At 70.1% G+C, this 23,485-nt stretch carries 25 protein-coding genes; 3 read left to right on the plus strand and 22 right to left on the minus strand.

The features are described 5' to 3' along the window. Positions 1-92: 92 nt before the first annotated feature. The 15 genes from PD653B2_RS02685 to PD653B2_RS02755 all read right to left on the minus strand — a co-directional run bounded on the left by PD653B2_RS02685 (position 93) and on the right by PD653B2_RS02755 (position 13,702). Positions 93-590, minus strand: a complete 498-nt coding sequence (locus PD653B2_RS02685) for a pyridoxamine 5'-phosphate oxidase family protein (protein WP_085870787.1) — start codon at positions 588-590, stop codon at positions 93-95. A gap of 4 nt (positions 591-594) precedes the next feature. Continuing rightward, the gene (locus PD653B2_RS02690; protein ID WP_242665113.1) at positions 595-1,356 is read right to left on the minus strand and encodes an SDR family NAD(P)-dependent oxidoreductase; all 762 of its coding nucleotides are present in this window, start codon (positions 1,354-1,356) and stop codon (positions 595-597) included. A gap of 23 nt (positions 1,357-1,379) precedes the next feature. Continuing rightward, the gene (locus PD653B2_RS02695; protein WP_085870789.1) at positions 1,380-2,279 is read right to left on the minus strand and encodes a 3-oxoacyl-ACP reductase; all 900 of its coding nucleotides are present in this window, start codon (positions 2,277-2,279) and stop codon (positions 1,380-1,382) included. Between the two features lie 4 nt (positions 2,280-2,283). Continuing rightward, the gene (locus PD653B2_RS02700) at positions 2,284-2,475 is read right to left on the minus strand and encodes a ferredoxin (protein WP_085870790.1); all 192 of its coding nucleotides are present in this window, start codon (positions 2,473-2,475) and stop codon (positions 2,284-2,286) included. A gap of 13 nt (positions 2,476-2,488) precedes the next feature. After that, positions 2,489-3,463, minus strand: a complete 975-nt coding sequence (locus PD653B2_RS02705) for an NAD(P)/FAD-dependent oxidoreductase (protein ID WP_085870791.1) — start codon at positions 3,461-3,463, stop codon at positions 2,489-2,491. Positions 3,464-3,557: 94 nt separating this feature from the next. After that, a complete protein-coding gene (locus PD653B2_RS02710; RefSeq protein WP_085870792.1) occupies positions 3,558-4,316 on the minus strand; it encodes a hypothetical protein in 759 nt (252 codons plus the stop codon). After that, positions 4,316-4,858 carry a hypothetical protein gene (locus PD653B2_RS02715; RefSeq protein WP_085870793.1) on the minus strand — a complete coding sequence of 181 codons (543 nt, stop codon included), beginning with the start codon at positions 4,856-4,858 and terminating at the stop codon, positions 4,316-4,318. Before PD653B2_RS02715 ends, PD653B2_RS02710 begins: the two co-directional genes overlap by 1 nt. Then, positions 4,855-6,120, minus strand: a complete 1,266-nt coding sequence (locus tag PD653B2_RS02720) for an MlaD family protein (RefSeq protein WP_165763306.1) — start codon at positions 6,118-6,120, stop codon at positions 4,855-4,857. Before PD653B2_RS02720 ends, PD653B2_RS02715 begins: the two co-directional genes overlap by 4 nt. After that, complete coding sequence (locus PD653B2_RS02725) at positions 6,117-7,460, minus strand: MCE family protein (protein WP_089503869.1); 1,344 nt, start codon at positions 7,458-7,460, stop codon at positions 6,117-6,119. The genes PD653B2_RS02720 and PD653B2_RS02725 overlap by 4 nt, the downstream gene beginning before the upstream one ends. A gap of 5 nt (positions 7,461-7,465) precedes the next feature. Then, on the minus strand, positions 7,466-8,695 hold the full coding sequence (locus tag PD653B2_RS02730) for an MCE family protein (protein ID WP_085870796.1): 1,230 nt from the start codon (positions 8,693-8,695) through the stop codon (positions 7,466-7,468). Beyond that, positions 8,695-9,684, minus strand: a complete 990-nt coding sequence (locus tag PD653B2_RS02735; RefSeq protein WP_085870797.1) for an MCE family protein — start codon at positions 9,682-9,684, stop codon at positions 8,695-8,697. The genes PD653B2_RS02730 and PD653B2_RS02735 overlap by 1 nt, the downstream gene beginning before the upstream one ends. Continuing rightward, the gene (locus PD653B2_RS02740; protein ID WP_085870798.1) at positions 9,681-10,757 is read right to left on the minus strand and encodes an MCE family protein; all 1,077 of its coding nucleotides are present in this window, start codon (positions 10,755-10,757) and stop codon (positions 9,681-9,683) included. Before PD653B2_RS02740 ends, PD653B2_RS02735 begins: the two co-directional genes overlap by 4 nt. Beyond that, positions 10,754-12,070, minus strand: a complete 1,317-nt coding sequence (locus tag PD653B2_RS02745; protein WP_085870799.1) for an MCE family protein — start codon at positions 12,068-12,070, stop codon at positions 10,754-10,756. The genes PD653B2_RS02740 and PD653B2_RS02745 overlap by 4 nt, the downstream gene beginning before the upstream one ends. Before the next feature lie 70 nt (positions 12,071-12,140). Continuing rightward, complete coding sequence (locus tag PD653B2_RS02750) at positions 12,141-12,980, minus strand: MlaE family ABC transporter permease (protein WP_085870800.1); 840 nt, start codon at positions 12,978-12,980, stop codon at positions 12,141-12,143. Beyond that, complete coding sequence (locus PD653B2_RS02755; RefSeq protein ID WP_085870847.1) at positions 12,980-13,702, minus strand: MlaE family ABC transporter permease; 723 nt, start codon at positions 13,700-13,702, stop codon at positions 12,980-12,982. Before PD653B2_RS02755 ends, PD653B2_RS02750 begins: the two co-directional genes overlap by 1 nt. Positions 13,703-13,952: 250 nt before the next feature. On the opposite strand from PD653B2_RS02755, the gene PD653B2_RS02760 reads away from it, so the two are divergent. Together PD653B2_RS02760 and PD653B2_RS02765 are read left to right on the plus strand one after the other, a co-directional pair. Further along, positions 13,953-14,507: a DUF1707 SHOCT-like domain-containing protein gene (locus PD653B2_RS02760; protein WP_207559235.1), complete on the plus strand. Its 555-nt coding sequence runs from the start codon at positions 13,953-13,955 to the stop codon at positions 14,505-14,507. Next, on the plus strand, positions 14,504-15,175 hold the full coding sequence (locus PD653B2_RS02765) for a potassium channel family protein (RefSeq protein ID WP_085870802.1): 672 nt from the start codon (positions 14,504-14,506) through the stop codon (positions 15,173-15,175). Before PD653B2_RS02760 ends, PD653B2_RS02765 begins: the two co-directional genes overlap by 4 nt. Before the next feature lie 12 nt (positions 15,176-15,187). Here PD653B2_RS02765 and PD653B2_RS02770 read toward each other — a convergent pair whose 3' ends face one another. From PD653B2_RS02770 to uvrB, 5 genes are all read right to left on the minus strand, one after another. Next, positions 15,188-15,472 carry an MmcQ/YjbR family DNA-binding protein gene (locus tag PD653B2_RS02770; RefSeq protein ID WP_085870803.1) on the minus strand — a complete coding sequence of 95 codons (285 nt, stop codon included), beginning with the start codon at positions 15,470-15,472 and terminating at the stop codon, positions 15,188-15,190. Between the two features lie 174 nt (positions 15,473-15,646). Beyond that, the gene (locus PD653B2_RS02775) at positions 15,647-16,210 is read right to left on the minus strand and encodes a hemerythrin domain-containing protein (protein ID WP_085870804.1); all 564 of its coding nucleotides are present in this window, start codon (positions 16,208-16,210) and stop codon (positions 15,647-15,649) included. 10 nt (positions 16,211-16,220) lie between these two features. Then, the gene (locus PD653B2_RS02780; RefSeq protein ID WP_085870805.1) at positions 16,221-17,507 is read right to left on the minus strand and encodes an MFS transporter; all 1,287 of its coding nucleotides are present in this window, start codon (positions 17,505-17,507) and stop codon (positions 16,221-16,223) included. Between the two features lie 75 nt (positions 17,508-17,582). Beyond that, positions 17,583-18,020: a VOC family protein gene (locus PD653B2_RS02785; protein WP_085870806.1), complete on the minus strand. Its 438-nt coding sequence runs from the start codon at positions 18,018-18,020 to the stop codon at positions 17,583-17,585. Positions 18,021-18,129: 109 nt separating this feature from the next. Then, the gene (uvrB, locus tag PD653B2_RS02790) at positions 18,130-20,271 is read right to left on the minus strand and encodes an excinuclease ABC subunit UvrB (protein ID WP_085870807.1); all 2,142 of its coding nucleotides are present in this window, start codon (positions 20,269-20,271) and stop codon (positions 18,130-18,132) included. A 54-nt stretch (positions 20,272-20,325) separates the two neighbouring features. Between uvrB and PD653B2_RS02795 the strand changes: the two genes are divergently transcribed. Beyond that, a complete protein-coding gene (locus tag PD653B2_RS02795; protein WP_165763307.1) occupies positions 20,326-21,588 on the plus strand; it encodes a phospholipase D-like domain-containing protein in 1,263 nt (420 codons plus the stop codon). Between the two features lie 6 nt (positions 21,589-21,594). Here the strand turns inward: PD653B2_RS02795 and PD653B2_RS02800 are convergent, their stop codons facing one another. Both PD653B2_RS02800 and PD653B2_RS02805 read right to left on the minus strand, forming a co-directional pair. After that, positions 21,595-22,536, minus strand: a complete 942-nt coding sequence (locus PD653B2_RS02800; RefSeq protein WP_085870808.1) for an SCP2 sterol-binding domain-containing protein — start codon at positions 22,534-22,536, stop codon at positions 21,595-21,597. Then, positions 22,533-23,468 carry a DNA-3-methyladenine glycosylase family protein gene (locus PD653B2_RS02805; protein WP_085870809.1) on the minus strand — a complete coding sequence of 312 codons (936 nt, stop codon included), beginning with the start codon at positions 23,466-23,468 and terminating at the stop codon, positions 22,533-22,535. The genes PD653B2_RS02800 and PD653B2_RS02805 overlap by 4 nt, the downstream gene beginning before the upstream one ends. Positions 23,469-23,485: the final 17 nt, after the last annotated feature.

Genomic DNA, 23,485 nt, shown 5'->3' on the forward strand with positions numbered 1-23,485 from the left:
CGTCGCACCTCAACCACCGGGACGACCACAGCCCCACAGGGTGGTTTCGAGGCTCCTCGCTAGCGCTCGTCGCACCTCAACCACCGGGGCTGCTACTCGAGGAAGGCCGCGGTGGAGCCGCCGAGCTCCATGGCCGGGAGGCCGAGCTTGCGGTGGTCCCAGGAGCGGACCCGCGCGGTGTCGAGGCGTACGGCGGCCCGGTTCTTCGCCATGAACTCCACGAACGGCTTCATCTCCTCGGAGTACGGCGCGTTGTAGCGCTCGAAGATGTTCACGCAGACGTCCCAGACCACGGCCTCGTCCTCGATCACCTCGGCGGTGCCCTCGATGGCGACGCCGCGGAGCTGGTCGTAGGTGTGGCCGGCCTCGACGAGGAAGCTGCAGCGCGGGTCGCGGCGCAGGTTGACGGTCTTCTGCGCCTTCTTCTTCGTCTCGAACCAGAGGTGCTCGTCGATCACGGCGTACCACATGCCGACGAGGTGGATCTGGCCCTGCGGGCCGAACGTCGCGAGGGTGCACGACCGCTGCTGGTGGAGGAACTCGACCTGCTCGTCGTGGGACATGACGATCTGGCCACGCTGGTTCGCCATCGGGTCAACCGCCGAACGCGTGCGTCGCGGTCACGCCACCGTCGATCGAGATCTCGGCGCCGTTGACGTACGACGACTCGTCGCTGGCCAGGTAGACGTAGAGCGGGGCGATGTCGTCGGGCGTGCCGACCCGGCGCAGCGGCACCTTCGAGGCGCCGTACTCCATCGCGGCGTCGCCGCCGTGCACGCGCGTCATCGGGGTGTCGATCATGCCGGGGTGGACCGAGTTGACCCGGATGCCCTTGGGCCCGAGCTCCATCGCGGCGCACTTCGTCATGCCGCGGATCGCCCACTTGGTCGCGGCGTAGGCCGTGCAGCCCGGCATCCCGGCCATCCCCTCGACCGACGACGCGTTGATGATCGACCCGCCGCCGTTCTTGCGCATCGTGCGGGTGACGGCGTTCATGCCGAGGAAGCAGCCGAGCTGGTTGACCCGCCAGAGCAGCTCGACCTCCTCGACGGGCATCCGCTCGATCTCGCCGAAGCGGAGGATCCCGGCGTTGTTGGCGAGCACGTTCACCGGCCCGAAGCGCTCGTTGGTCTCCTCGACGAGCGCGGTCCACGACGCCTGGTCGCTCACGTCGTGGTCGGCGAAGTGGGCGTTCGCGCCCCCTGTGGTCTGACACAGCTCGTCGGCCAGCGCCTGCCCGGCCTCCTTGGCCACGTCGGCGACGACGATCTTGGCACCCTCGGCGGCGAAGGCCCGGCAGATGCCCGCGCCCTGCCCCTGCGCGCCGCCCGTGACGATCGCGATCTTGCCGTCCATCCGCCCCATGCTGCTTCCTTCTCTCAGACCGTCAGTCGCATGATCGAGTCGGCGGCGAACCCGACCGCCGGGTCGCGGTCGTCGAAGTAGCCACCGAGCTGCTTGTCGAGGTCGTCGGCGGTCCAGATCGTCCCCGACGTGTCGAAGCGCTGCTCGACGACGGGAGCCGCGACCAGCGCGACCATCCCGCCGTACACGACGAACACCTGGCCGGTGATCCGCGCAGCCGCCGGCGAGGCGAGGTAGGCGACGACCGGCGCGACGTGCGCGGGCGAGTACGGGTCGACCTCGAGGCCCGACGTGTCCTCTCCGAAGACCTGCGCGGTCATCGCGGTCCGCGCCCGGGGGCAGATCGCGTTGGCGCGGACGCCGCTGCTCGCCATCGCCCGCGCGGTCGAGACGGTCAGCGCGGCGATGCCGGCCTTGGCCGCGCCGTAGTTGGCCTGTCCCGGCGGCCCGCTGAGGAACGCCTCCGAGGCCGTGTTGACGACGCTGGCGCCGACCGGGGCGCCGGTCTCCTTCGCCTTCGCCCGCCAGTACGCCGCGGCGTTGCGCGACAGCAGGAAGTGGCCGCGGAGGTGGATGTGGATGACCTGGTCCCACTCCTCGTCGCTCATGTTGAAGAGCATCCGGTCGCGGGTGACGCCGGCGTTGTTGACGACGATGTCGAGGCCGCCGAACCCGTCGACCGCCGCGGCGACCATGGCGTCGGCGGTGGCCCGCTCCCCCACGTCGCCCGCCACGACGGTGGCCTCGCCCCCGCGGGAGCGGATCTCCTCGGCCGCCTCGTCGGCGCCTCCGGGCAGGTCGTTGAGCACAACCCGTGCGCCGGCGTCGGCCAGGGCCAGCGCCTCGGCGCGACCCAGGCCCGCTCCGGCGCCGGTGACGACGGCGACCTTGCCGTCCAGCGAGGTGTCACTCACGCGTTCAGTCCTCCAGCGAGATGGCGGCGCGCGGGCAGGCGGCCACCGCACGCTTCACGTTCGCGATGTTCTCGTCGGTCGTCTCCTCGGTCTTGAGCTGGAGGTAGTCGTCGTCGTCCAGCTCGAACACCTCGGGGGCCATCGCCTCGCAGAGGGCGTTGGACTCGCATAGGTCGAAGTCGACCTTGATCTTCATGGCGTCTCTTCTCCTAGCCTTCGCTCGAGTGACCGGGGAACACGTGGGCGCTCGGGTCGATGACGACTGCGGCGTTGTTCACGGCGGTCGCGGCCTCGCCGAACCCGACGGCGATCAGGCGGACCTTGCCGGAGTACTCGGTGATGTCGCCGGCCGCGAAGACCCGCGGCAGGCTGGTCCGCATCGACGGGTCGACCAGCACGTGCCGCTTGGAGACCTCGATCCCCCACTGCTGGAGCGGCCCGAGGTCGGCGATGAAGCCGAGCGCGGCCACGACGGCCTGCGCGGGCCGGGTCGTCGTCTCGCCGTCGACGGTGATCTCCACCGACTCCAGACGGCCGTTGCCGGCGAGGGCGGACACCTCGGCCCGGGTGACGATCTCGACCGACGAGTCACGCACCTGCTGGACGGTGCGCTCGTGCGCCCGGAAGGCGTCGCGACGGTGGACCAGGGTCACCGACTGCGCGACCGGCTCGAGGTGCAGCGCCCAGTCGAAGGCGCTGTCGCCGCCGCCGACGATCACCACGTCCTTGCCGGCGTACGGCGCGAAGCTCGGCACGAAGAACTCGAGGCCCCGACCCAGCCAGCCCTCGCCGGCCGGCAGTGCCCGCGGGCTGAACTTGCCGATGCCGGCGGTGATCAGGACCGCCTTGGCGTGGATCTCGGTGCCGTCGTCGAGGCCGACCGTGACCGTGTCACCGTCGTCGCGCAGCGTCAGCGCCGTGCGGTCGAGGAAGTACTCCGGGTGGGCGGTCGCGGCCTGGGTCACCAGGCCCTCCACCAGGTCGCGCCCCTTGACGCTCGGGAAGCCCGCCACGTCGAGGATCTGCTTCTCGGGGTACATCGCAGTGATCTGCCCACCGAGCTCGGGCAGCGAGTCGACCACCGCGACCCGCAGGCCGCGGAACCCCGCGTAGTAGGTCGCGAACAGGCCCGTAGGACCCGCGCCGATGATGAGGAGGTCGGTGGAGAGATCGGTGTCGGCCACGCCGCGATCCTTCTCCTCTCCCGCCGGGGTCTCAACTGGAACGTGTTCTAGTTTGTCAGAAACTAGTCGGCCCGGCCCGCGATGTCCAGCACCCTCACTGGGTCTCGATCCCGGACACCAGCCATCCGTGGTCGGTGTGCACCACGGTGACCAGCGCACGGTACTGCGCGTAGTCGGTCGTCGGCTGACCGTTCTCGTCCTTCTTCTGCACGTACTGGTTCAGGAACAGCAGCGCCTGCACCTCGTCCGACGAGGCGCGCACGACGCCCTGGGCGACCGCCTCGACCTGGAGCTCGGTCTCGCTGGCGACGAACTGGTCCTTGATCTCGTCGGAGGTCTGCTGGTACTCCTTCGCGAACGTGTCGGTCATCTTCGCGGTGGCCTGGTCGACCTGCTCGTCGTAGTTCTCGTACGACGTCGAGAGGATCTCCTCCGTGGACGTCGCCGCGGCCTCGACCCCCACGCGCCACGACAGCTCCCCCGTCACGACCGGGCGCTGCGCGGACTCCGTCGGCTCGTCGTGGAACCACAGGTAGCGGACCTCGAGGGCCCCCGCGACGAGCAGCACCGCGAGCAGCACGCCGAGGATCACCGTCGCCGTCCGGCTCCCGAACGCACCGGGACGACGCGGTCGTGCCGGGCTCACCGGCGACGGGTCGATCTGGTAGGTCGGCCACTCGCCGGCTGCCGGGGCGTCGGCCCCCGGGTCGGCGGGCGGGGCCTCGACGGGCGGCGGCTCGATGGGCTCCGACCCGACCGGCTGCTCGGGAGCCGGCCGCTGGCCGGCGATCTTGCGCGGTCGTCCGGTCGGGTTGCGCGACCCGACGACGGGCTTGCGGGGGTTGTCGGCCATCAGCCCACGAACTCGAGGTTGTTGGTGAGCCACACGCCGTCGACGCGGACCAGGTCGAGCTTGAGCCGGAAGCTGCGGGCGACCGGCTTGTTGTCCGTGGACACGTTGGCGACGGTGCCGGTGGTGGCGGCGATGACGGTCGCGCTGTCGGAGTCGACGTCGACGACGCCGGCCCACAGCACCGTGCCGTCCATCACGGACTGGTTCTTCTCGAGCACGTCGACGACGCCCTCGGTGGAGGTGTCGTACTGCTTCTTGAAGTCACCGGTGGCGCCGGCCGCGACGGCGTCGATGCTCTCCTGCGCCTTGCGGTAGTCGATGTTGATGAAGGCCTCCACCTCGTCGCCGGCCGCCGTGAGGACGTCACCGAATCGCTCCTGCTCGACGCTCTCGGTCGCGCGGTCCTGGTGGACCTGCACGGCCCTGAAGGCTCCGACGATGACCACGGCACCGGCCAGCAGGACGCAGACGACGAGCACGATCATGGTCGAGGTGAGCAGCGCGAGGTTCAGACCGAACAGCGACCGCCGTGGCTTGCTCACCGGCTGACCACCGGACCCACCAGCAGCCACTTCCACGAGTCCCCTCCCAGGATCGACAGGTTGCCCTGATCGACGAACCGTACCGGGTTCCCCTGGGCGTCGACGGCGCCCGACACGATTCCCGTCGACGGGTCGTACGACGAACGGTAGAGGCGGCCGGGCGACGGGTTCCGGGACGATCCCGGCGAGTACTTCGGGCCGCGCATGACGTACGGCGGACCGCTCGCGCACTGGGCCGGGAAGATCGGGCTGTCGGTCAGGTCGCTGGGCGGACGCCACTCGTTGCGCGGCTTGTAGCCCTCCGTGCACGGCGGGGTGCCGTCCGTCTGCAGGTTGACGTGTCCGTAGCCGTCGCCGGGGGTGCCGGTGAAGCCCGCGGAGATCGTGCGCGGGTAGGTCACCAGGAGCTGCTCCACACCGGCCAGGTGGGAGACGACGACCTGGTTGATGCTCACCGCGTTGCCGAGCAGGATCGGCAGCGTCGGCTCGAGGTCCCGGAGGAGCGCGTCGACCTCGCGGGCGGTCCCGGGCGTGCCCTGGAGGGTCGTCTCGAGGTCGTCGTCACTGTCCGCGAGCGCCCGGGTGATGCCGCGCAGGTCGTGCGAGAGGGTGCGGATGTTCTCGCTCTCGCCCTGCTGGGTGGAGAGCACCCGCTTGCCCTTGTCGAGCAGCCGGATGGTCTCGGCGGTGTGGTCGGACGCCTCCTGGACGAACTCGCTGCCGTTGTCGAGGAGCCGCTGCAGCGGTACGCCGGTGTTCTCGAACATGTCGCCGAGCTCCTTGACGACCGTCTGGAGGCTCCTCTTGTCGACGGAGCTCACGAACTGGTCGAGCTCGACCAGCAGGTCGCCCTCGTCGACCGGGAGCGAGTCGGCGGTGCCGGTGAGGGTGTCGCCGGCCTCGGCGTACGGCTTCTCGTCGTCCGGCGGCTCGAAGTCGAGGTACTGCTCCCCCACGGCGGACAGGTTGTGGACGTACATCTTCGAGTCGAGCGGCAGCTTCGTGCCGTCCTCGAGTGCCAGGTCGACACGGACGCCGTCCTCGGTCGCGTGCATCGACGACACCTTGCCGATCTTCACGCCGCGGTAGGTCACCTCGCTGCCCTCGAACAGGCCACCCGAGGTCGGCAGCGTGGCGTGCACGGTGATGCCGCGGCCGAGCACCCGGTCGACGAGACCGAGGTAGGTGCCCGCGATGTAGACGATGCCGACCGCGCTGAGCACCAGGAAGGCCGCGATCCGGACCTTGATGCCGCGCTTCACCAGGCACCTCCGTAGAGCGCCGCCTGCGACGGCGCCGGACTCGGGTCGCCGCTGCTGAGCGCGTCGCCGAGCGCGGTCGCGCCGAGCAGCCGGCTCAGGCCCGGGACGCCGGGGAGGTCGGGCAGGCCCGGGAGGTCGGGCCCGTCGCCGCCCGGGACGGCCTCGATGATCGAGCAGACCGGGTTGCCGTCGTACTTCTTCTTCTTGCACTGCTTACGCAGCTGCTTGACGCGGTCGGCGTCGTCGAGGACCTTCAAGCAGGCCTTGCTCGTGATGTCGCCGCTCTTCAGGCACCTCTCCACCTGGGAGAGGATCTGGCCGGGGTCCGGGACGACCGGCGGGATCCCGCCACCGCCGCCGCCGTTGGGGATCAGGTTCTCGAGGTTGATGTCGGCCCGGATCGACGTGTTGGCGTAGTCGCCGCTGACGACCTCCGAGGCCTCCTTCGGGAACGGGAAGCTCACCAGGAGGTTGAGGCCGGGCGCGAGCGAGTCGCCGGCCTCGTTGAGCTTCTGGAGGATCGGCTGGAGGTGAGCGAGCGACTTCAGGATGTCGTCCTTGCTGGCGCCGATGACACGGGTGCCGACGACGCCGAGGTGGTCGAGCGACGTGAGCATCGCGATCAGCTCGTCGTGCTGGGCGGCGAGCACGTCGACTGCGGGGCCGGCCACGTCGAGCGCGTCGGTGATCGTGGTCTTCTCGGTGTTGAGCGTCGCGGTGAGGTGGTCGATGGACTCCATCGCGTGGATGATGTCGGCCTTCTGGTCGTCCAGGGTCCCAACGACGTCCTCGAGCGAGCCCAGCAGGTGGCGCAGCCGCCCGGTCCGGCCGTCCATGACGTTGTTGAGCTCCTGGGTGATCGTGCCGAGCTGGCCGACACCACCACCGCTGAGCAGGAACGACAGCGCGCCCAGGACCTCCTCGACCTCCGGGTTGCGCCCGGTGGCCGAGAGCGGGATGTTGTCGCCGTCCGACAGCGTGCCCGTGGGGCTCACGTCGGTGGGCGCCTCGAGGGCGACGTACTTCTCACCGAGCAGGCTGACCTGGCGGATGTCGGCGATCGCGTTGTCGGGCAGCGTCACGTCGTCGCGCACGCGCAAGGTGATCTGGGCGTGCCAGCCGACCCGCTCGACCTCGGTCACCTCACCGACGGTCACGTCGTCGACCATCACGGGCGAGCGCGGGACGACGTTGAGGATGTCGGCGAACTCGGCGGTGACCTCGTAGGAGTGGTCGGCGTCGACCGGCGACCCGGGCAACGGGAGGTCGTAGGCGCCGTCGAACTTGCAGCCCGTCGCAACCAGCGCGAGGCCGGTGAGCGGGACGACCCAGCGCAGCATCCGGTTCACGAGGCGCCGCCCATGAGCCGGCTGAGGGAGTCAGCGCCCGGGTCGGCGGCGTACTGCTGCTGCACCGACCGCGACTGCGACTCCTCGTTGACGGTGCCGGGCAGCGGCGCGCGCTGCTTGCCGGACGCCGGCGGGATCGTGGGGACCTGGCCCTCGACCGGCTCGAGCAGCTGCTTGAACAGCTGGCAGGCGAGGTCCTTGCTGGCCCGCGGCAGGCCGGACTGCTGGACGACGCCGCACAGGAAGCCGTCGGCGTCCCAGACGTTGCCGCTGATGCCGATCCGCGAACCGATCGACCCCGACTTGTTGTTGAAGGCGAGGCTGAGGTTGCCGATCGCGACCGGGGCGACCTGCAGCGCGGTGTCGATGCTGTCCCTCTCGGAGTTGATCGTCTTCATGACGGCCGTCAGCTTCTCGACGTCGGTGACCAGCGCCTGACGGTTGTCGTGCACGAACGCCTTGACCGTGCCCACCGCCCGGGCGACCGCGGCGAGCGCCTCCTGGATCTCGGTGCGCTCGTCGACCAGCTGCGAGGAGACCCCTGCCAGGTCGCGGATGAACGCCCGGACCACCTTGTCGTTGTCGGCCAGGGTGCCGGTGAACTGGGCGAGCTGGCTGACCGTGGCGAACAGGTCGCCGCTGCCCTCGCCGAAGGTCTGCGCGGCCGCGGCCAGGTTGGTCAGCATCTCGTTGCCGAGCTTGCCCTTGCCCTTCAGCGCGTGGGCGCCGGCCCGCAGGACGTGGTCGAGGGTGCCGTCCTTGTTGACGCCGTTCGGCCCGAGGGCCTCCGACAGGTCACGCAGGCTGGCATAGATCCGGTCGAGCTCGACCGGCACCCCGGTGTCGGGCAGCGCGATGTCGGCGCCGTCGGCCATCAGCTGGTCGCCCTCACTCCACGCGGGCGTGAGCTGGACGAACCGGTCGGCGACCAGGGTCGGCGTCACGATCACGGCCTTGGCGTCGTCGGGCACCTTGTACTGGGCGTCGTACGACATGTCGACCCGCACCGAGTTGCCCTCGGGGGTCACCGCGGTCACCCGCCCGACGTTGACGCCCAGGATCCGCACGTCGCTGCCGACGTAGATGCTCACCGCGCGCGGGAAGTGGGCCGTGACGGTCTTGGAGCCGTCGTCGTCGCCGCGCACGAAGAAGAACGTCGCGGTCAGCAGCACGACGGCGAGCGCCACGGCGATCGCCCGGCCGCTGACCTTGTTCCCCATGCTCATCACTCGTCCCCGATCGAGCCGGGCTGGAACTCACCGGTCGGGATCGAGGCCAGGTTGACTGCGTACGCGTCGAACCACGGTCCGGTGCCGATGATGTTGCCGAGGATGGAGACGTAGGGGCCGAGGGCGTGCAGGGTCGCCTTCAGCTCCTTGTCCTTGCTGTTCAGCAGCGTGAGCAGGTCGTCGACCTCCGCGAGGGCCGGCTTGATCTGCTCCTGGTTGTCGGTGGCGACACCCTTGAGCTGGACGGCCAGGCTGCGGGCGTTGACCAGGAGCAGGTGGATGGCCTCCTTGCGTCGCTGAACTTCCTGGAACACCAGGTCGCTGTGCTTCATCAGGTCGACCAGGTCGGCGCTGCGCGCGGCGAGCACCTTGCTCACGCCGTTCGAGCTCTTCAGCAGCGCCTGGATCTGCTCGTCGCGGGAGGCGACGCTCCGCGACAGCCGCGAGATGCCCCGGAAGCTCTCCTGGATCTCGGGTGCCGCCTTGTTCGTGGTGTCGGCGACGATGTCGAGCGCCCGGGAGAGCTGGTCGGTGTCGATCCGCTCGGTCGTCGTCGTCAGGTCACCGAAGACGCCGACGATGTCGTACGCCGACTGGGTGCGGTCGAGCGGGATCGGGTCGTCACCGGACAGCTGTCCGGGACCGGCCGGCGTGACGTCGAGGTACTTCTCGCCGAGCAGGTTGAGGACCTCGATCGACGCCGAGCTCTCGGTGCCGAAGTCGACACCGTGGTCGACCTCGAACTTCACCAGGACCTTGCTGCTGTCCTCGAGGCTGACGCTCTGGACCCGGCCGACGCGGATGCCGCCGATCTGGACCATGTTGCCCTTGTGGAGGCCGCTGGCGTCCGTGAAGAGCGCCTGGTAGGTGTCGCCCCCGAAGCCCGGGAACCGGGACAGGTTGAAGGAGGCTGCCATGATCACGAGCATCACCACGACGGTGATCGCCCCCAGGCGCAGGATCCGGGCCTCGCTGTAGCGCGTCATGGCTTGTTGCACCTCGGCGCGGTCGAGTGGAAACTCAGGTTGTTGAGCTGACTCATCAGCTGCCGCACGCCGGGGATGTCCCCCAGGCCCGCGGGCAGGCTGATCCGGCCGCTGTACCCGCAGATGTAGTAGTTGTACCAAGACCCGTAGGTGCCGGTGCGGGTCTGGTCGGACATCGACTCGGGCAGCCGGTCGAGGAGCTCGGTGATCTGCGCGCTGTTCTGCTTCTGGTTCAGCAGGGCGGCCAGCCGGCGCAGCTTGGCGACGTCCGACTTGACCAGCGGGCGGCCCTGGCGCAGCAGGTCGGCCACGACCACGGTCAGGTCGGACAGGTTCTCGAGCGACGACCCAATCGTGTCGCGGTCCCGGGCGAGGTCGGTCATCCAGTTCTTGAGGCCGACCACGAGGTCGTTGAGCTGCTGGTGCCGGCTGTCGACCGTCTGCAGGGTCTGGCCGAGGTTGTCGATGACGCTGCCGATGAGCTGGTCGCGGTCCGCCAGCGTGTTGGTCAGCGACGCGGTCTTCGCCAGCAACCCCTGCACCGTCCCGCCCTCGCCCTGGAGCACCTGCACGAGGTTCATGCTCAGGTCGTTGACCTGCTTCGGGTCGAGTGCCTGGAAGAGCGGCTGGAAGCCGTTGAAGAGCGTGGTCAGATCGAGGGCCGGCGTGGTCTGGCTGACGGGGATCGTGTCGCCCGACTCGAGTGGCTCGGCGCCCGCGTCGGATCCCTCCTCGAGGGCCAGGTAGCGGTCGCCGACCAGGTTGAGGAAGCGGATCTCGGCCTGCGACGCGGTCGTGAGCGGCACCTCCGACTTCACGCGGAAGGTCACCAGGGCCTGGGTGCGGTCGTAGTGCTCGACCTTCTTCACCTCGCCGACGCTGACGCCGGCGACGCGCACATCGTCGCCCTTCTCGAGCATCGACGCGGAGGTGAAGACCGCCTGGTACGTCGTGCCGGCGCCGAAGCCGACGTTGCCCATGATCGCGGCCAGCAGGCCGGTGACCATGATCGAGACGATCGTGAAGACCAGCAGCTTGATGCCGGCGGCGATGGTGGTCGAGTTGCGGCTCATCCGCGCCCACCCCCGCTGCCGTCGCCGGACTCGCGGACCAGCGGCCCGTACATCAGCGACCCGAGCGAGCCGTAGCTGTCGGCGGCCCGGCCGCTGCGCTGGGCGAGCAGGGCGTTGACGATCTGCTGCTCGCCTTCGCTGCCGGAGTAGTCGGCACCGACGCGGTTGGCCCCACCCGGGAGCGGGCTGGTCGGCGGGTGGTCGTCCGCGTCGCTGCCGTCCTCGAGCGCGATCGGTGGGCTGGGCACCGGCGGGTAGGGCAGCCCCAGGCACCAGGGTCCGTGGCCGACCTCGCCGTAGACGGGTCGGTCGCGCTCGTCGTACGCGCGGTACTGGGCGGTGCCGAACTCGATGTACTGCTTGATCTGGTTGCCCTCGAAGGTGCGCGCCAGGCGCGGGGCGTAGCGGGCGGCGCCCTTGATCAGGCAGGGGAACTCGGGCGAGTAGACCGCGAGCAGGCGCAGCATCGGCTCGGTGACCTGACCGACGCGGATGATGTTGGTCTCGTTGTCGCTGAGCACCCGGGTGGAGGTGTCGGCGAGCCCCTGGAGATCGGAGAAGAAGGTGCCGATCTCCTGCTTGTTGTCGATCACGGTCTGCCCGGTCACCGTGATGTTGCGCAGCACGCCCAGCAGGTCGGGGGCGGCCAGGTCGTAGGTGTCGGCGACATCGGCGAGCTTGATCAGGTCCTCGCGCAGCGTCGGGAGGTGGTCGTCGATCTCGCCGAGGTAGGTGTCGAGCTGGTCCATGGTGTCGCCGAGCTGCTCACCGCGGCCGCCGAGCGCGGTCGCGAGGGCGTTCAGGGTCATGTTGAGGTCGGCGGGCTGCACGGAGCGCAGCAACGGGAAGAGGTTGGCGAGGATCCGGCTCAGCTCGACGTTGGTCTCGACCCGGTCGGCCGGGATCACGTCGCCGTCGGCGAGCGGCGTCGACGACGGGTCGTCGGGCGTCACGAAGGAGATGAACTTCTGGCCGAAGAGCGTCGTCGGCAGGATCTGGACCGAGACGTTGTCGGGGATCCGCTCCGCCTCGTCGGGCTGGAGCGCCACCTCGATCGAGGCCTGGTGGCCCTCCTCGTCGACCGAGCGGACCTGGCCGACCAGCGCGCCGTGGATGCGGACGTCGCCGAACTTCGCGAGCTGCAGACCGGCGCGGTCCGCCTTGATCGTGACGGTCGTGACGTCCACGAAGGTCTTCTGGTAGATCGCGATCGACAGCCCGACCATCAGTGCGATCACGGTCAGGAACACGACACCCGCGACCAGCAGCCGACGGTGCTCCGCCGGGCTGTCGTGGTGGACGTTGACTAGCATCCGGGGTCCCCGCGGAAGCGTGGGCTGGAGGAGCGCATCGGGGGAAGCACAGGCTCTCGTGGGGTGGCCATCATCCGGTGATCCTGACCGTGGTGGTGGAGCCCCAGATCGCGAAGCTGAGGAAGAAGTCGGCGACCACGATGGTGACGATGCTGGTGCGGATCGCCCGCCCCACCGCCATGCCGACGCCGGCCGGGCCGCCCGAGGCCGTGTAGCCGTAGTAGCAGTGGATGAGGATCACCGCGGCCGCGAGGAAGAGCAGCTTGAAGAAGGACCACAGCATGTCGATCGGTGGCAGGAACTGCAGGAAGTAGTGGTCGTAGGTGCCCGGCGACTGCCCGTAGACGTAGGTCGTGATCAGCCGGGGTGAGAGGTACGACGCGCTCAGCGCCACGACGTACAGCGGGATCACCGCGACGAACGCGGCGATCATCCGGGTGGTCACCAGGAACGGGAGCGACGGGATGCCCATCACCTCGAGCGCGTCGATCTCCTCCGAGATCCGCATCGCGCCGAGCCGGGCGGTGTAGCCGCAGCCGACGGTGGCGGCCAGCGCGATCGACGAGATCAGCGGGGCGACCTCGCGGGTGTTGAAGTAGGCGGAGATGAAGGCGCTGAACTTCGCGACGCCGATCTGGCTGAGGGAGGCGTAGCCCTGGATGCCGACCTCGGTCCCCGCGAAGAAGGCCAAGAAGGCGATGACGCCGGCCGAGCCGGCGATCAGGGTCAGGCCGCCGGCGCCGAACGTGACCTCGGCGAGGGTGTTGAGGATCTCGCGGGGGTAGCGCCTGATGGCGCGCGGCACCCAGAGCAGCGCCTTGACGTAGAAGAGCAGCTGGTCGCCGTACTGCTCCAGCGCGTTGCGGGGTCCGCGGATCGCGGCGGAACCGAAGCTCGAGATCGACGCCATCAGAGCCCCGGGGGTGGGACGACTTGGAAGTAGATGGCGGTGATGACCGCGTTCACGAAGAACAGCAGCATGAACGCGATGATCACCGACTCGTTGACGGCGCGACCCACACCGCTCGGGCCGCCGCCGGCATTGAGGCCCTTGTAGGCACCCACGATCGCGGCCATGCCACCGAAGATCACGGCCTTCACGATCGCGATGTAGAGGTCGGAGATGCTCGCCAGCGCGGTGAACGACGACAGGAACGCGCCCGCCGAGCCGCCCTGGATGATCACCGTGAAGAAGTAGCCGCCGCCGATGCCGGCGCCGATCACGATCCCGATGATCATGAAGGCCACGAACATGGTGGCAAGGACGCGGGGCACGACCAGACGGGCGATCGGGTCGACGCCGAGGACCTCCATCGCGTCGATCTCCTCGCGGATCTTGCGCGCCCCCAGGTCGGAGCAGATGGCGGAGCCCGCGGCGCCGGCGATGATCAGCGCGGCGGCGATCGGGGCCGCCTCGCGGACGACGGCGAGGACGGCGGTCGCGCCGGCGAAGGACTGCGCGCCGAGCTGGCCGGTCAGGTTGCCGACCTGGAGCGAGATGACCGCGCCGAACGGGATCGACACCAGGATCGTCGGCATCAGCGTGACGCTGGTGATGAACCACGCCTGCTCGACGAACTCCCGGAACTGGAACCGGGTGGTGAAGGCCCGCTTGGAGACGTCGACGACCATGGCGGCGATCTCGCCGGGACCGCGGATGACCGACACAGCAGAGAACGCCACGCCACACCCTCCCCGGATCGGTCTAGACAGCCGTCACAGAGTAGAACGTGTTCTCGTTTCAGGCAACGAGTGTCCACTCCGTGTCTCCCCGGCCCCATCCAACGACCCACCTCCCCCTCGGTCACGTGGACGAAACGTTCGGCGGCCGTGGGCTGGACCAGGACTCCTTCTACGATGTGGACGTGGAAATGGCGCACCTGTGACGAGCTCGGGCGAGGTCTGGTCCTCGTTCACCCACGACCCGCGCGACCCGCAGCACGCCGCGCTCCGGGCATCGGATCAGGACCGTGCCGTGATCCAGCAGGTGCTGGCCGACGGCTACGCCGACGGGCGGCTCGACCGGGCGGAGTACGACGAGCGCAGCGACCGCACGGTCGCGGCGCGCACCCTCGGCGAGCTCCCGGCGATCGTCGACGACCTGGTCTCCACCAGCCTGACGCCGACCCGGTCGGGACTGGCCCGGGCCACTGCGGAGGACATCCACCGGCGGGCGGTCGCGGCGTGGCGGGCGGACGTGCGCGAGGCGACGATCGGCTTCCTGGTCCCGAGCATCATCTGCGTCGTCATCTGGTCGCTGGTCATGTGGGGCGGCTTCTTCTGGCCCGGCTTCGTGATGCTCGGGACCGGGATCAACCTCGTCCGGGTCGCCGTCCGCCGCAGCGAGCTGGTCGCGAGCCACGAACGCAGGCTGGAGAAGAAGCGGGCCAAGGAGCTCGGTCAGCCGTGGACGCCCAACGACAAGGCGTCCGAGTGAGGCCACGCCAGCACCTCGACACCGTCCTGGCGCACCCCTCGGCGATCCTGCTCGCCGCCCAGCTCCTGGCGGTCCTCGCCTATCCGTTCTTCGACGACACGGCGTGGGGGCGTGCGGTGCTCGGCGTCGTGCAGCTCGGGATCGTGCTCGCCGCGCTCGCGGCGGTCCGGCGTACGCCGGCGCTCACCTGGGTGGCGGTGCTGCTCGGTGGGCCCGCGATGGTGCTCACGGTCATCGAGGCCGTCCAGCCCGACGTCGACGGGGTGGTGCTGAGCTCCGCGCTGTTCCACGCGCCGTTCTACTTCTACGTGTCCTACGCGATGCTCCGCTACCTCTTCCACGACGACCGGGTGACCCGCGACGAGCTCTTCGCGACCGGCGCGGCCTTCACGGTCGTCGCCTGGGGCTTCGCGTACGTGTTCGCGGCCGCCCAGGTCGTCTGGCCCGGGTCGTTCATCGGCGCCGACGGTGCCGGCGCGCGGCCGTGGTTCGACCTGCTGTTCTTGTCGTTCACGACGCTGACCAGCGTCGGCCTCTCCGACGTGCTGCCGGTGGAGGCGCACGCGCGGTCCCTGGCGATGGTGGAGATGGTGGCCGGCGTCTTCTATGTCGCCCTGGTCGTCGCCCGCCTGGTCAGCCTCGCGGTCGTCCGGCACGAGCGACCCTAGGCCAGGCCCGGGTCAGGCGTCCCAACCGTCGGGGCGGTGCTTGCGCGGCAGCTTCGAGACGACCAGCCGGTAGGACTCGTCGACGGCCTCGAGCAGCTCGTCGTCGGGGATCGTGCCACCGAAGGCCAGGTCGTTCCACCCGGACCGGCCGATGTAGCGCATCACGCTCGCGTCGTCCGGGAACCGCTCGAGCCACTCGTCCGCGACCTCCCGGCTCGGGCCGCCCTTGACGCCGACGCCGTTCGCGCCGAGGAACGCGAAGATCTTGCCAGACTCCCCCGGCCCGACCTTGATCACCGGGTGCTCGTGGTCCCACGGGTGTCCGGCCAGGCGCCAGGCTTCGCAAGGCAGTAGGCCTGGAGCTCGGAGACGTCCACCCCGCGAACCTAGCGAACGGACCCGCGCAGCTTCCAGGTCGGACGGCGACGAGGGCTGTTCGGACGTGTCGACCAGGCCGGCCGTTCCCGACGGTCAGTCGTCCTCGTCCTCGTCCTCGTCGTCGTCGAGCAGGCCCTCCTTGCGGGCCTCGGCGACGATCTTGCGGACGTTGGCGAGCGTGCCGCAGTCGTCGTCGATCTGCTTGTTGCGCTCGGTGACGAAGAGCTCGCCCAGCTCGGCGCGCACCTGCGGGCCGACCTCCTCGCGGGCCGGGTTGAGGATCGTGAGCTCCTCCTCGGTGATGTGGTGGTTGACCAGCTTGGCGAGCTCCTCGACCGCATCGTCGAAGGCCTGCGTGTCGGTGCCCTTGAGCTCGAGGACCGCGAGCAGCGCCTCGTGGCCCTCGGCGTGCTCCTCCTTGCCGTGCTCGGCCTCGTGCTCCCCGACCGCGTGCTTCCCGCGGAGCTTCGGGTAGACGAACTTCTCCTCGGCCTCGGCGTGTGCGACGTGGAGGGTGGCGAAGGCTCGACGTACGGCGTCGCGGTCGGAGCTGCTGTCGCGCAGGTCGCGGAGCAGGGTCTCGAAGCGTCGGTGGTCGTCGAGGATCAGCTCCACCACGTCGCCCTGGACGGGTCGGCCTAGATCAATGGTCGTCATGCCGGGATCATTACCCGGGAGGGGTCGCGAGCACACCCTCGAGTTCGTCACGGTCGACGACCCTGCGGGTCTTGACCCGGTAGCGCCACACCTGGGTGAGGCCGACCGCCCAGAGGACGTACTGCGTGCTCATCGCCCAGCGGAACGCCGACGGCGTGTACGACGAACCGCCGCCGGGCGTGCGCCAGTCGAGCACGATGCCGATCACGACCACGAGCACGAGGCTCGCCAGGAACCCGCCCTGGTTGATGATCCCGCTGGCGCTGGCGAAGCGCTCCGACGGGTTCGACGTGCGCGCCAGGTCGAAGCCGATCATCGAGGCAGGTCCACCGACGCCGACGACCACGGCGAGCAGCACCAGCACCGGGAGCGGGGCGTTGCCCGGCCAGAGCAGGACGACGGTCCACACGGCGACGATCGCCGCGACGATGCAGAGCACCATCGTGGAGCGGTGCCACGGGTGGTTGCCGACCAGCCAGCCGAGAGCCGGACCGGAGCAGACCACCGCCAGGACGATCACGGTGAGCAGGATGCCGGCGGTCGACGAGCTGCGCCCCTCGCCCCGGACGAAGAAGGGGTAGCCCCACAGCAGGCTGAGCGCGGTGGCGCTGAACTGGGTGGTGAAGTGCATCCAGAAGCCGAGCCGGGTGCCCGGGTGCGACCACGACGCGGCCAGGCTGGAGCGGACCGCCGAGAAGGACAGCACCGGCCCGCGCAGGTGGGTCGTCGTCGGCGAGTCGCGGAGCACCAGGAGCAGCAGCACGACGAGCACCACGCCCACCGAGGCGGCGACCAGGTACGCCTTGGTCCAGCCCAGGTGGCTCAACGCCCAGGTCATCGGGATCGCGGCGCCGACCGCGCCGAGCTGGCCGAGCGTCCCGGTCAGCTGGGTGATCAGCGGGATCCGGCGCGCCGGGAACCAGTAGCCGACCAGCCGCAGCACGCAGATGAAGGTCATCGCGTCGCCCATGCCCACGAAGACCCGGGCGACCAGGGCCAGCAGGTAGCTGTCCGCCAGCGCGAACCCCACCTGACCGGCGGTGATGATGATCGTCCCGCAGAGCAGCACGCTGCGCGACCCGAACCGGTCGACGAGCAGGCCGACCGGGATCTGCATCCCGGCGTACACGAGCAGCTGGAGCATCGTGAACGTCGCGAGCTGCGCGGCCGAGATGTCGAACCGCTCGGTGGCGGCCAGGCCGGCCACGGCGAGCGAGGAGCGGTGGAAGACCGCCAGGAAGTAGACCGCCAGCCCGACGAGCCAGACGGCGTACGCGGTGCGGGCGGTCGACGTCACTCCGGCAAGTCTAAGGAGCCGACCGGAGTCTCGGATCGCCGGTCCCCGGTGATCGAGTCCGCGGGCGCGTCCCGCTCAGTCCAGGCAGAACTCGTTGCCCTCGGGGTCCTGCATCACGATGTGACCTGCGTCCATCGGCGGCCCGGGCTCGTGGCGCCGGACCCGGGTCGCGCCGAGGCCGACCAACCGCTCGCTCTCCGCCTCGAGGGCGGCCATCCGCTGGTCGCCCTGGAGCCCGGGCGCCGCGCGGACGTCGAGGTGGACCCGGTTCTTGGCCGTCTTGCCCTCGGGCACCCGCTGGAAGAACAGCCGCGGGCCGGCGCCGGCGGGGTCCTCAGAGGCGGACGCGGAGTTCTGGAGGCCGGGCGGCAGCGTCGCGGAGAACGCGTCCCACGACGCATGACCCGGCGGCGGCGCCGGGAACTCGTAGCCGAGGGCGGCGTTCCAGAAGGTCGACAGCGCCCGGGGATCGGCGCAGTCGAAGGTGACCTGGACCTGCTTGATGCCGCTCACGTCGCCTCCGATGGACGTCTGGGGCGTGCGATGGCAAGGCCGAGGAGGGAAGCTGGCCCGGGTGTGGCCTGCGACCGACGAGAACGCGGCCAGCGTGCGTGCCAGGCGTTCATCGCGTCGCCTCCATCATCTGGCGGAGCTCCTTCTTGAGGTCGGAGATCTCGTCGCGCATCCGGGCGGCGACCTCGAACTGGAGCTCGGCGGCGGCGCTCTTCATCTGGTCGGTGAGCTCCTGGATCAGCTGGGCCAGGTCGGAGCTCGGCATCCCGGCGATGTCGGCGGCGTGCTGGCCGGCCGCCGCCCGCGAGAGGCCCGGCACCGGCTGGCGGGCCTTGACCCCGCCGGCGCGGCCCTTCGCCGCGGTGCCGGCCCAGGTCTCGAGGAGCGCCTGGGTGTTCTCGTCCTCGCGGGCGAGCATCTCGGTGATGTCGGCGATCTTCTTGCGCAGCGGCTGGGGGTCGACCCCGGCCGCCACGTTGTAGGCGACCTGCTTCTCGCGGCGCCGGTTGGTCTCCTCGATCGCGGACTCCATCGAGGGCGTGATCCGGTCGGCGTACATGTGCACCTGGCCCGAGACGTTGCGGGCGGCGCGGCCGATGGTCTGGATCAGGGACTTGTCGGAGCGCAGGAAGCCCTCCTTGTCGGCGTCGAGGATCGCGACCAGTGACACCTCCGGCAGGTCGAGGCCCTCGCGCAGGAGGTTGATGCCGACCAGGACGTCGTACTCGCCCATCCGCAGCTCACGCAGCAGCTCGATCCGGCGCAGGGTGTCGACCTCGGAGTGGAGGTAGCGGGTGCGGATGCCGGCGTCGAGGAGGTAGTCGGTGAGGTCCTCGGACATCTTCTTGGTCAGCGTGGTGACCAGGACCCGCTCGTTCTTGTCGGCCCGGGTGCGGATCTCGTGGATCAGGTCGTCGATCTGGCCCTTGGTCGGCTTGATCACGACCTCGGGGTCGACCAGGCCGGTCGGTCGGATGATCTGCTCGACGACGTCGGGCTGGCCGCCGGCCGGGGTGACCTTGTCGAGCTCGTAGTTGCCGGGCGTCGCGGAGAGGTAGATGGTCTGGCCGATCCGCTCGAGGAACTCCTCCCAGCGCAACGGCCGGTTGTCCATCGCGCTCGGCAGCCGGAAGCCGTGGTCGACCAGGTTGCGCTTGCGGGACATGTCGCCCTCGTACATGCCGCCGATCTGCGGCACGGCCACGTGGGACTCGTCGATCACGACGAGGTAGTCCTCGGGGAAGTAGTCGAGCAGGCAGTTCGGCGCGGAGCCGCGGGTGCGGCCGTCCATGTGCATCGAGTAGTTCTCGATGCCCGAGCAGGAGCCGACCTGACGCATCATCTCGACGTCGTACGTCGTGCGCATCCGCAGCCGCTGCGCCTCGAGCAGCTTGCCCTGCTTCTCGAACACGGCCAGCTGGTCCTCGAGCTCGAGCTCGATGCCCCGGATCGCGCGCTCCATCCGCTCCGGGCCGGCGACGTAGTGGGTCGCCGGGAAGACGTAGAGCTCGGTGTCGTCGGTGATGACCTCGCCGGTGACGGCGTGCAGCGTCATCAGCCGCTCGATCTCGTCGCCGAAGAACTCGATCCGGACGGCGTGCTCCTCGTAGACCGGGAAGATCTCGAGCGTGTCGCCGCGGACCCGGAACGTGCCGCGGGTGAACGACATGTCGTTGCGGGTGTACTGGATCTCGACGAGCTGGCGCAGGATCGAGTCGCGGTCGCGCTCCTCACCGACTCGCAGCCGCAGCATCCGGTCGACGTACTCCTGCGGGGTGCCGAGGCCGTAGATGCACGACACGGTGCTGACCACGATCACGTCGCGCCGGGTCAGCAGCGAGTTGGTGGCGCTGTGGCGCAGCCGCTCGACCTCCTCGTTGATGGAGGAGTCCTTCTCGATGTAGGTGTCGGTCTGGGGGACGTACGCCTCGGGTTGGTAGTAGTCGTAGTAGGAGACGAAGTACTCGATCGCGTTGTCGGGGAAGAGCTGGCGCAGCTCGTTGGCGAACTGCGCGGCCAGCGTCTTGTTGGGCTGGAGCACCAGCATCGGCCGCTGCACCTGCTCGGCCACCCAGGCCACGGTCGCGGTCTTGCCGGTGCCGGTCGCGCCGAGCAGGACGACGTCCTGGACGCCGCCGTTGATCCGCTTGGTGATCTCCTCGATCGCGGCCGGCTGGTCGCCCGACGGCTGGTAGTCGGAGACGACCTTGAACGGCGCCACCCGGCGCTCGAGATCGGTCACTGGTCGCATGCGTCCAGCCTACGGGCGGGCACCGACAGTGCCGCCCCTCGCTAGATTGTCCCCGTGACCCGCCGCACTCCGTCCCCGCCAGCGCGGGTGATCCGGATCCTGCGCCGGACGCTCCTCGCCGTCTTCGGTGTCCAGCTCGCCCTGGCGATCGGCATGTCGCTGGTCGACTCCTACCGGCGCCGCGGCAAGAAGCCGAAGCCGTTCCCGGTCACGCCGCCCGCCGAGGTGGCCGTCGGCGACGGCGCTCTCACGACGTACACCTACGGCCAGGACCTGTACGACGCGATGCTGGCCGCGATCGACGGTGCCGAGCGGCAGATCCTCTTCGAGACCTACATCTGGAAGGGCGACGAGACCGGCGAGCAGTTCAAGTCGGCGCTGGCCGCGGCCGCCGACCGCGGGGTCGAGGTCTACTGCATCTACGACGGCTTCGCGAACCTCGTCGTCTCGCCCCGCTTCAAGCGCTTCCCGCCGACGATGAAGGTGCTGCGCTACCCCGTCTACGCCGCCGGCCTGCGCTTCTACGACCTGCGCCGCTACGGCCGCGACCACCGCAAGATCCTCGTCGTCGACGACTCGGTCGGATTCGTCGGGGGCTACAACATCGGGACGCCGTACGCCACCGAGTGGCGCGACACGCACGTCCGGATCACCGGGCCCGGCGTCTGGGACCTGAAGCGCGCGTTCGCGGACTTCTGGAACCTCAACCGGCGCCGCCGGCTCGGCACCAGCGAGCGGCCGCTGCTCCTCGAGACCTCGTCGACCTGGGAGTCGCGGATCCGCATCCACCGCAACGTGCCGCGGCTGTGGATGTTCCCCATCCGCGCGATGTACATCGAGGCGATCAACCGGGCGAGCACCAACATCTGGATGACCCAGGCCTACTTCCTGCCCGACCAGGACTTCGTCGACGCGATGAAGGACGCCGCGCAGCGCGGTGTCGACGTGCGCCTGCTGCTGCCGCTGAAGTCCAACCACATCGTCGCCGACTGGCTCTCGCGCGGCTACTTCAGCCAGCTGCTGGGCTCGGGCGTGCGGATCTTCCGCTTCAAGGACGCCATGGTGCACGCCAAGACGGCGACGATCGACGGCACCTGGTCGACGGTCGGGACCGCGAACATCGACCGGCTCAGCCTCACCGGCAACTACGAGATCAACGTCGAGGTGATCGACGAGGCCTTCGCGGCGACGCTCGAGGACATCTACCGGACCGACGAGACCAACTGCCTCGAGCTCACCCACGGCGAGTGGGAGGCGCGCGACCTGCACCGGAAGTTCACGGAGATGGTGCTCTTCCCGCTGCGACCGCTCCTGTAGCCGGGCTCAGCGCGCCTTCGGGATGTCGATGACCGAGCTGAGCTGGAGCGCCTTGGCGCGGTCGCCCTTCACCTTGAGCCGGCCCTTGAGGACGCCCGTCAGCGGGTGGAGGTGGCCGGTCGCCAGCCGGAGGTAGTCGGCCGCCTCGCAGGTGACGGTGGCGTCTCGGCGCTCGCCCTCGTCGACGGCCTCGCCGGACGAGACGCTGGCGGCCCCGTCGGCGACGCGGACGACGTAGCGGTCGACCTCGCCGGAGGGGTTGCCGAGGAGCCGGAACCCGATCACCAGGTCGACCTTCGCCGCGCGGCGCTCGTCGACGTAGTCGGGGAGCCGGCGGAAGATCTCACCGAGCACCACCGGGCGGAAGCCGGACGCCATCACGCGTCGCAGGTGGTCGTCGGGCACCCCCGCGAGGGCGGTGGCGACGTCGACCGGGTCGAGCGCGGTCGGGTCGACCGCCACGGAGTCGGCGCCGGGGATGCGGAAGATGCCGCCGACGGCGAGCGCCAGGTCGGCGTCACCCTCGATGTCGAGCTTGCCGGAGAGGTACTCGAGCCCGGCGTTGCGCTCGCCGCTGACGAGCCGGACGAACCGGAGGATGCTGGTGCGCAGTACGACGTCGACGGTGTCGGGCGGGTCGGCCACCAGCTCGATCGCGCCGCCGTCGAAGCGCAGGGCGTGCTGCTCGAGCAGCCTGCCGCGGCGTTCGAGGTCGATGCGGACGACGCCGGTGAGCAGCGCGAGGCGTTCGGGTACGGCGTACTCGTGCAGCCGCGCGAGGATGCCGGCGATCGCCGCCGGCCGGATGTCGTCGCGGCCGATCAGCTCGAGCAGGTCGTCGTCGGACGTCGCCACCACGGCGGTCACCAGCTCGACCGGGTCGGCCTCGGCGAAGAAGGTGACCGCGTCGTCGGGCGTCGCGGTCCGCAGCGTCGACAGGTCGCTCATCGGCGGGTCACCGTGGCGGGGAGATGGGTGCGGGGTGCCATCCGGGCGCCGTGCCGCGGACGGCGCGGGCCGGTGCGCAGCAGCAGCGTCACGACCCGGCCGCGGTGCGGACGCCACGGCTCGAGGAACTCGGCCAGCTCGGCGTCGTCGAAGTCGCTCCCCCGCACGGCCCAGCCCACGTCAGCGGCGACGTGGTAGTCGCCGAACGACACCGCGTCGGCGTCGCCGTGGGCACGCTGCCGCACCTCGGCCGCCGTCCAGACGCCGATCCCGGGCAGCGAGCACAGCCGCCGCTCGACCTCGGCGCCGGGCAGCCCCACGGTGCGCTCGAGCGAGCCGGCCACGCGAGCCGCGGTCACGAGGGCGCGCGACCGGGCCGGGTCCACGTGCATCCGCAGCCACTCCCACGACGGGACCTGGCGGACGGTGTCGGCCGACGGCTGCACCCAGAGCCGGTGGTCGGCGCCCGGACCGGGCGCGCGCTCGCCGTAGCGGTGCACGAGCATCCGGAACCCCGCGAACGCCTCCTGGCCGGTCACCTTCTGCTCGATGATCGCCGGGACCAGCGCCTCCATGACCAGGCCGGTGCGGCCGATGCGCCCGTGGCCGTGCCGGCGCCACGCCTGCTCCAGCAGCGGGAGCCGCGGCTCGAACCCGGTCGCGTCGTCCTCGGCACCGAGCAGGGCGGGGACCGACTCGAGCGCCCAGTCGGCACCCGGCCCCCACGACTCTGCTCGCACGACCCCGTCCGCCCGGCGCCCCTTGATGGCCAGGGTGGCCGGCCCCTGCGGGGTGCGGATGCCGCGCCAGTGGGTGTCGCCGACCATGCGGTACGTCGGGTCTCCGGCGCCGCGCCGCAGGCGGCCGAGCGCCGCCCCGACCGAGCACGGCCAGTCGGGCCGCCACTCGCGCACGTGTCCCGGCCCACTCATGGACGCGACGCTAACCG

The organism is Nocardioides sp. PD653-B2, from assembly GCF_002117935.1.
Lineage (GTDB): Bacteria > Actinomycetota > Actinomycetes > Propionibacteriales > Nocardioidaceae > Nocardioides.

Bases quoted from the DNA above. Each gene is read 5' to 3' on its own strand.
- PD653B2_RS02745 (WP_085870799.1), bottom strand. From the start codon at position 12,070: ATGCTAGTCAACGTCCACCACGACAGCCCGGCGGAGCACCGTCGGCTG.
- PD653B2_RS02740 (WP_085870798.1), bottom strand. From the start codon at position 10,757: ATGAGCCGCAACTCGACCACCATCGCCGCCGGCATCAAGCTGCTGGTC.
- PD653B2_RS02755 (WP_085870847.1), bottom strand. From the start codon at position 13,702: ATGGTCGTCGACGTCTCCAAGCGGGCCTTCACCACCCGGTTCCAGTTC.
- uvrB (WP_085870807.1), bottom strand. From the start codon at position 20,271: ATGCGACCAGTGACCGATCTCGAGCGCCGGGTGGCGCCGTTCAAGGTC.
- PD653B2_RS02800 (WP_085870808.1), bottom strand. From the start codon at position 22,536: ATGAGCGACCTGTCGACGCTGCGGACCGCGACGCCCGACGACGCGGTC.
- PD653B2_RS02735 (WP_085870797.1), bottom strand. From the start codon at position 9,684: ATGACGCGCTACAGCGAGGCCCGGATCCTGCGCCTGGGGGCGATCACC.
- PD653B2_RS02690 (WP_242665113.1), bottom strand. From the start codon at position 1,356: ATGGACGGCAAGATCGCGATCGTCACGGGCGGCGCGCAGGGGCAGGGC.
- PD653B2_RS02725 (WP_089503869.1), bottom strand. From the start codon at position 7,460: ATGCTGCGCTGGGTCGTCCCGCTCACCGGCCTCGCGCTGGTTGCGACG.
- PD653B2_RS02685 (WP_085870787.1), bottom strand. From the start codon at position 590: ATGGCGAACCAGCGTGGCCAGATCGTCATGTCCCACGACGAGCAGGTC.
- PD653B2_RS02750 (WP_085870800.1), bottom strand. From the start codon at position 12,980: ATGGCGTCGATCTCGAGCTTCGGTTCCGCCGCGATCCGCGGACCCCGC.
- PD653B2_RS02710 (WP_085870792.1), bottom strand. From the start codon at position 4,316: ATGGCCGACAACCCCCGCAAGCCCGTCGTCGGGTCGCGCAACCCGACC.
- PD653B2_RS02730 (WP_085870796.1), bottom strand. From the start codon at position 8,695: ATGAGCATGGGGAACAAGGTCAGCGGCCGGGCGATCGCCGTGGCGCTC.
- PD653B2_RS02700 (WP_085870790.1), bottom strand. From the start codon at position 2,475: ATGAAGATCAAGGTCGACTTCGACCTATGCGAGTCCAACGCCCTCTGC.
- PD653B2_RS02805 (WP_085870809.1), bottom strand. From the start codon at position 23,468: ATGAGTGGGCCGGGACACGTGCGCGAGTGGCGGCCCGACTGGCCGTGC.
- PD653B2_RS02775 (WP_085870804.1), bottom strand. From the start codon at position 16,210: ATGACGACCATTGATCTAGGCCGACCCGTCCAGGGCGACGTGGTGGAG.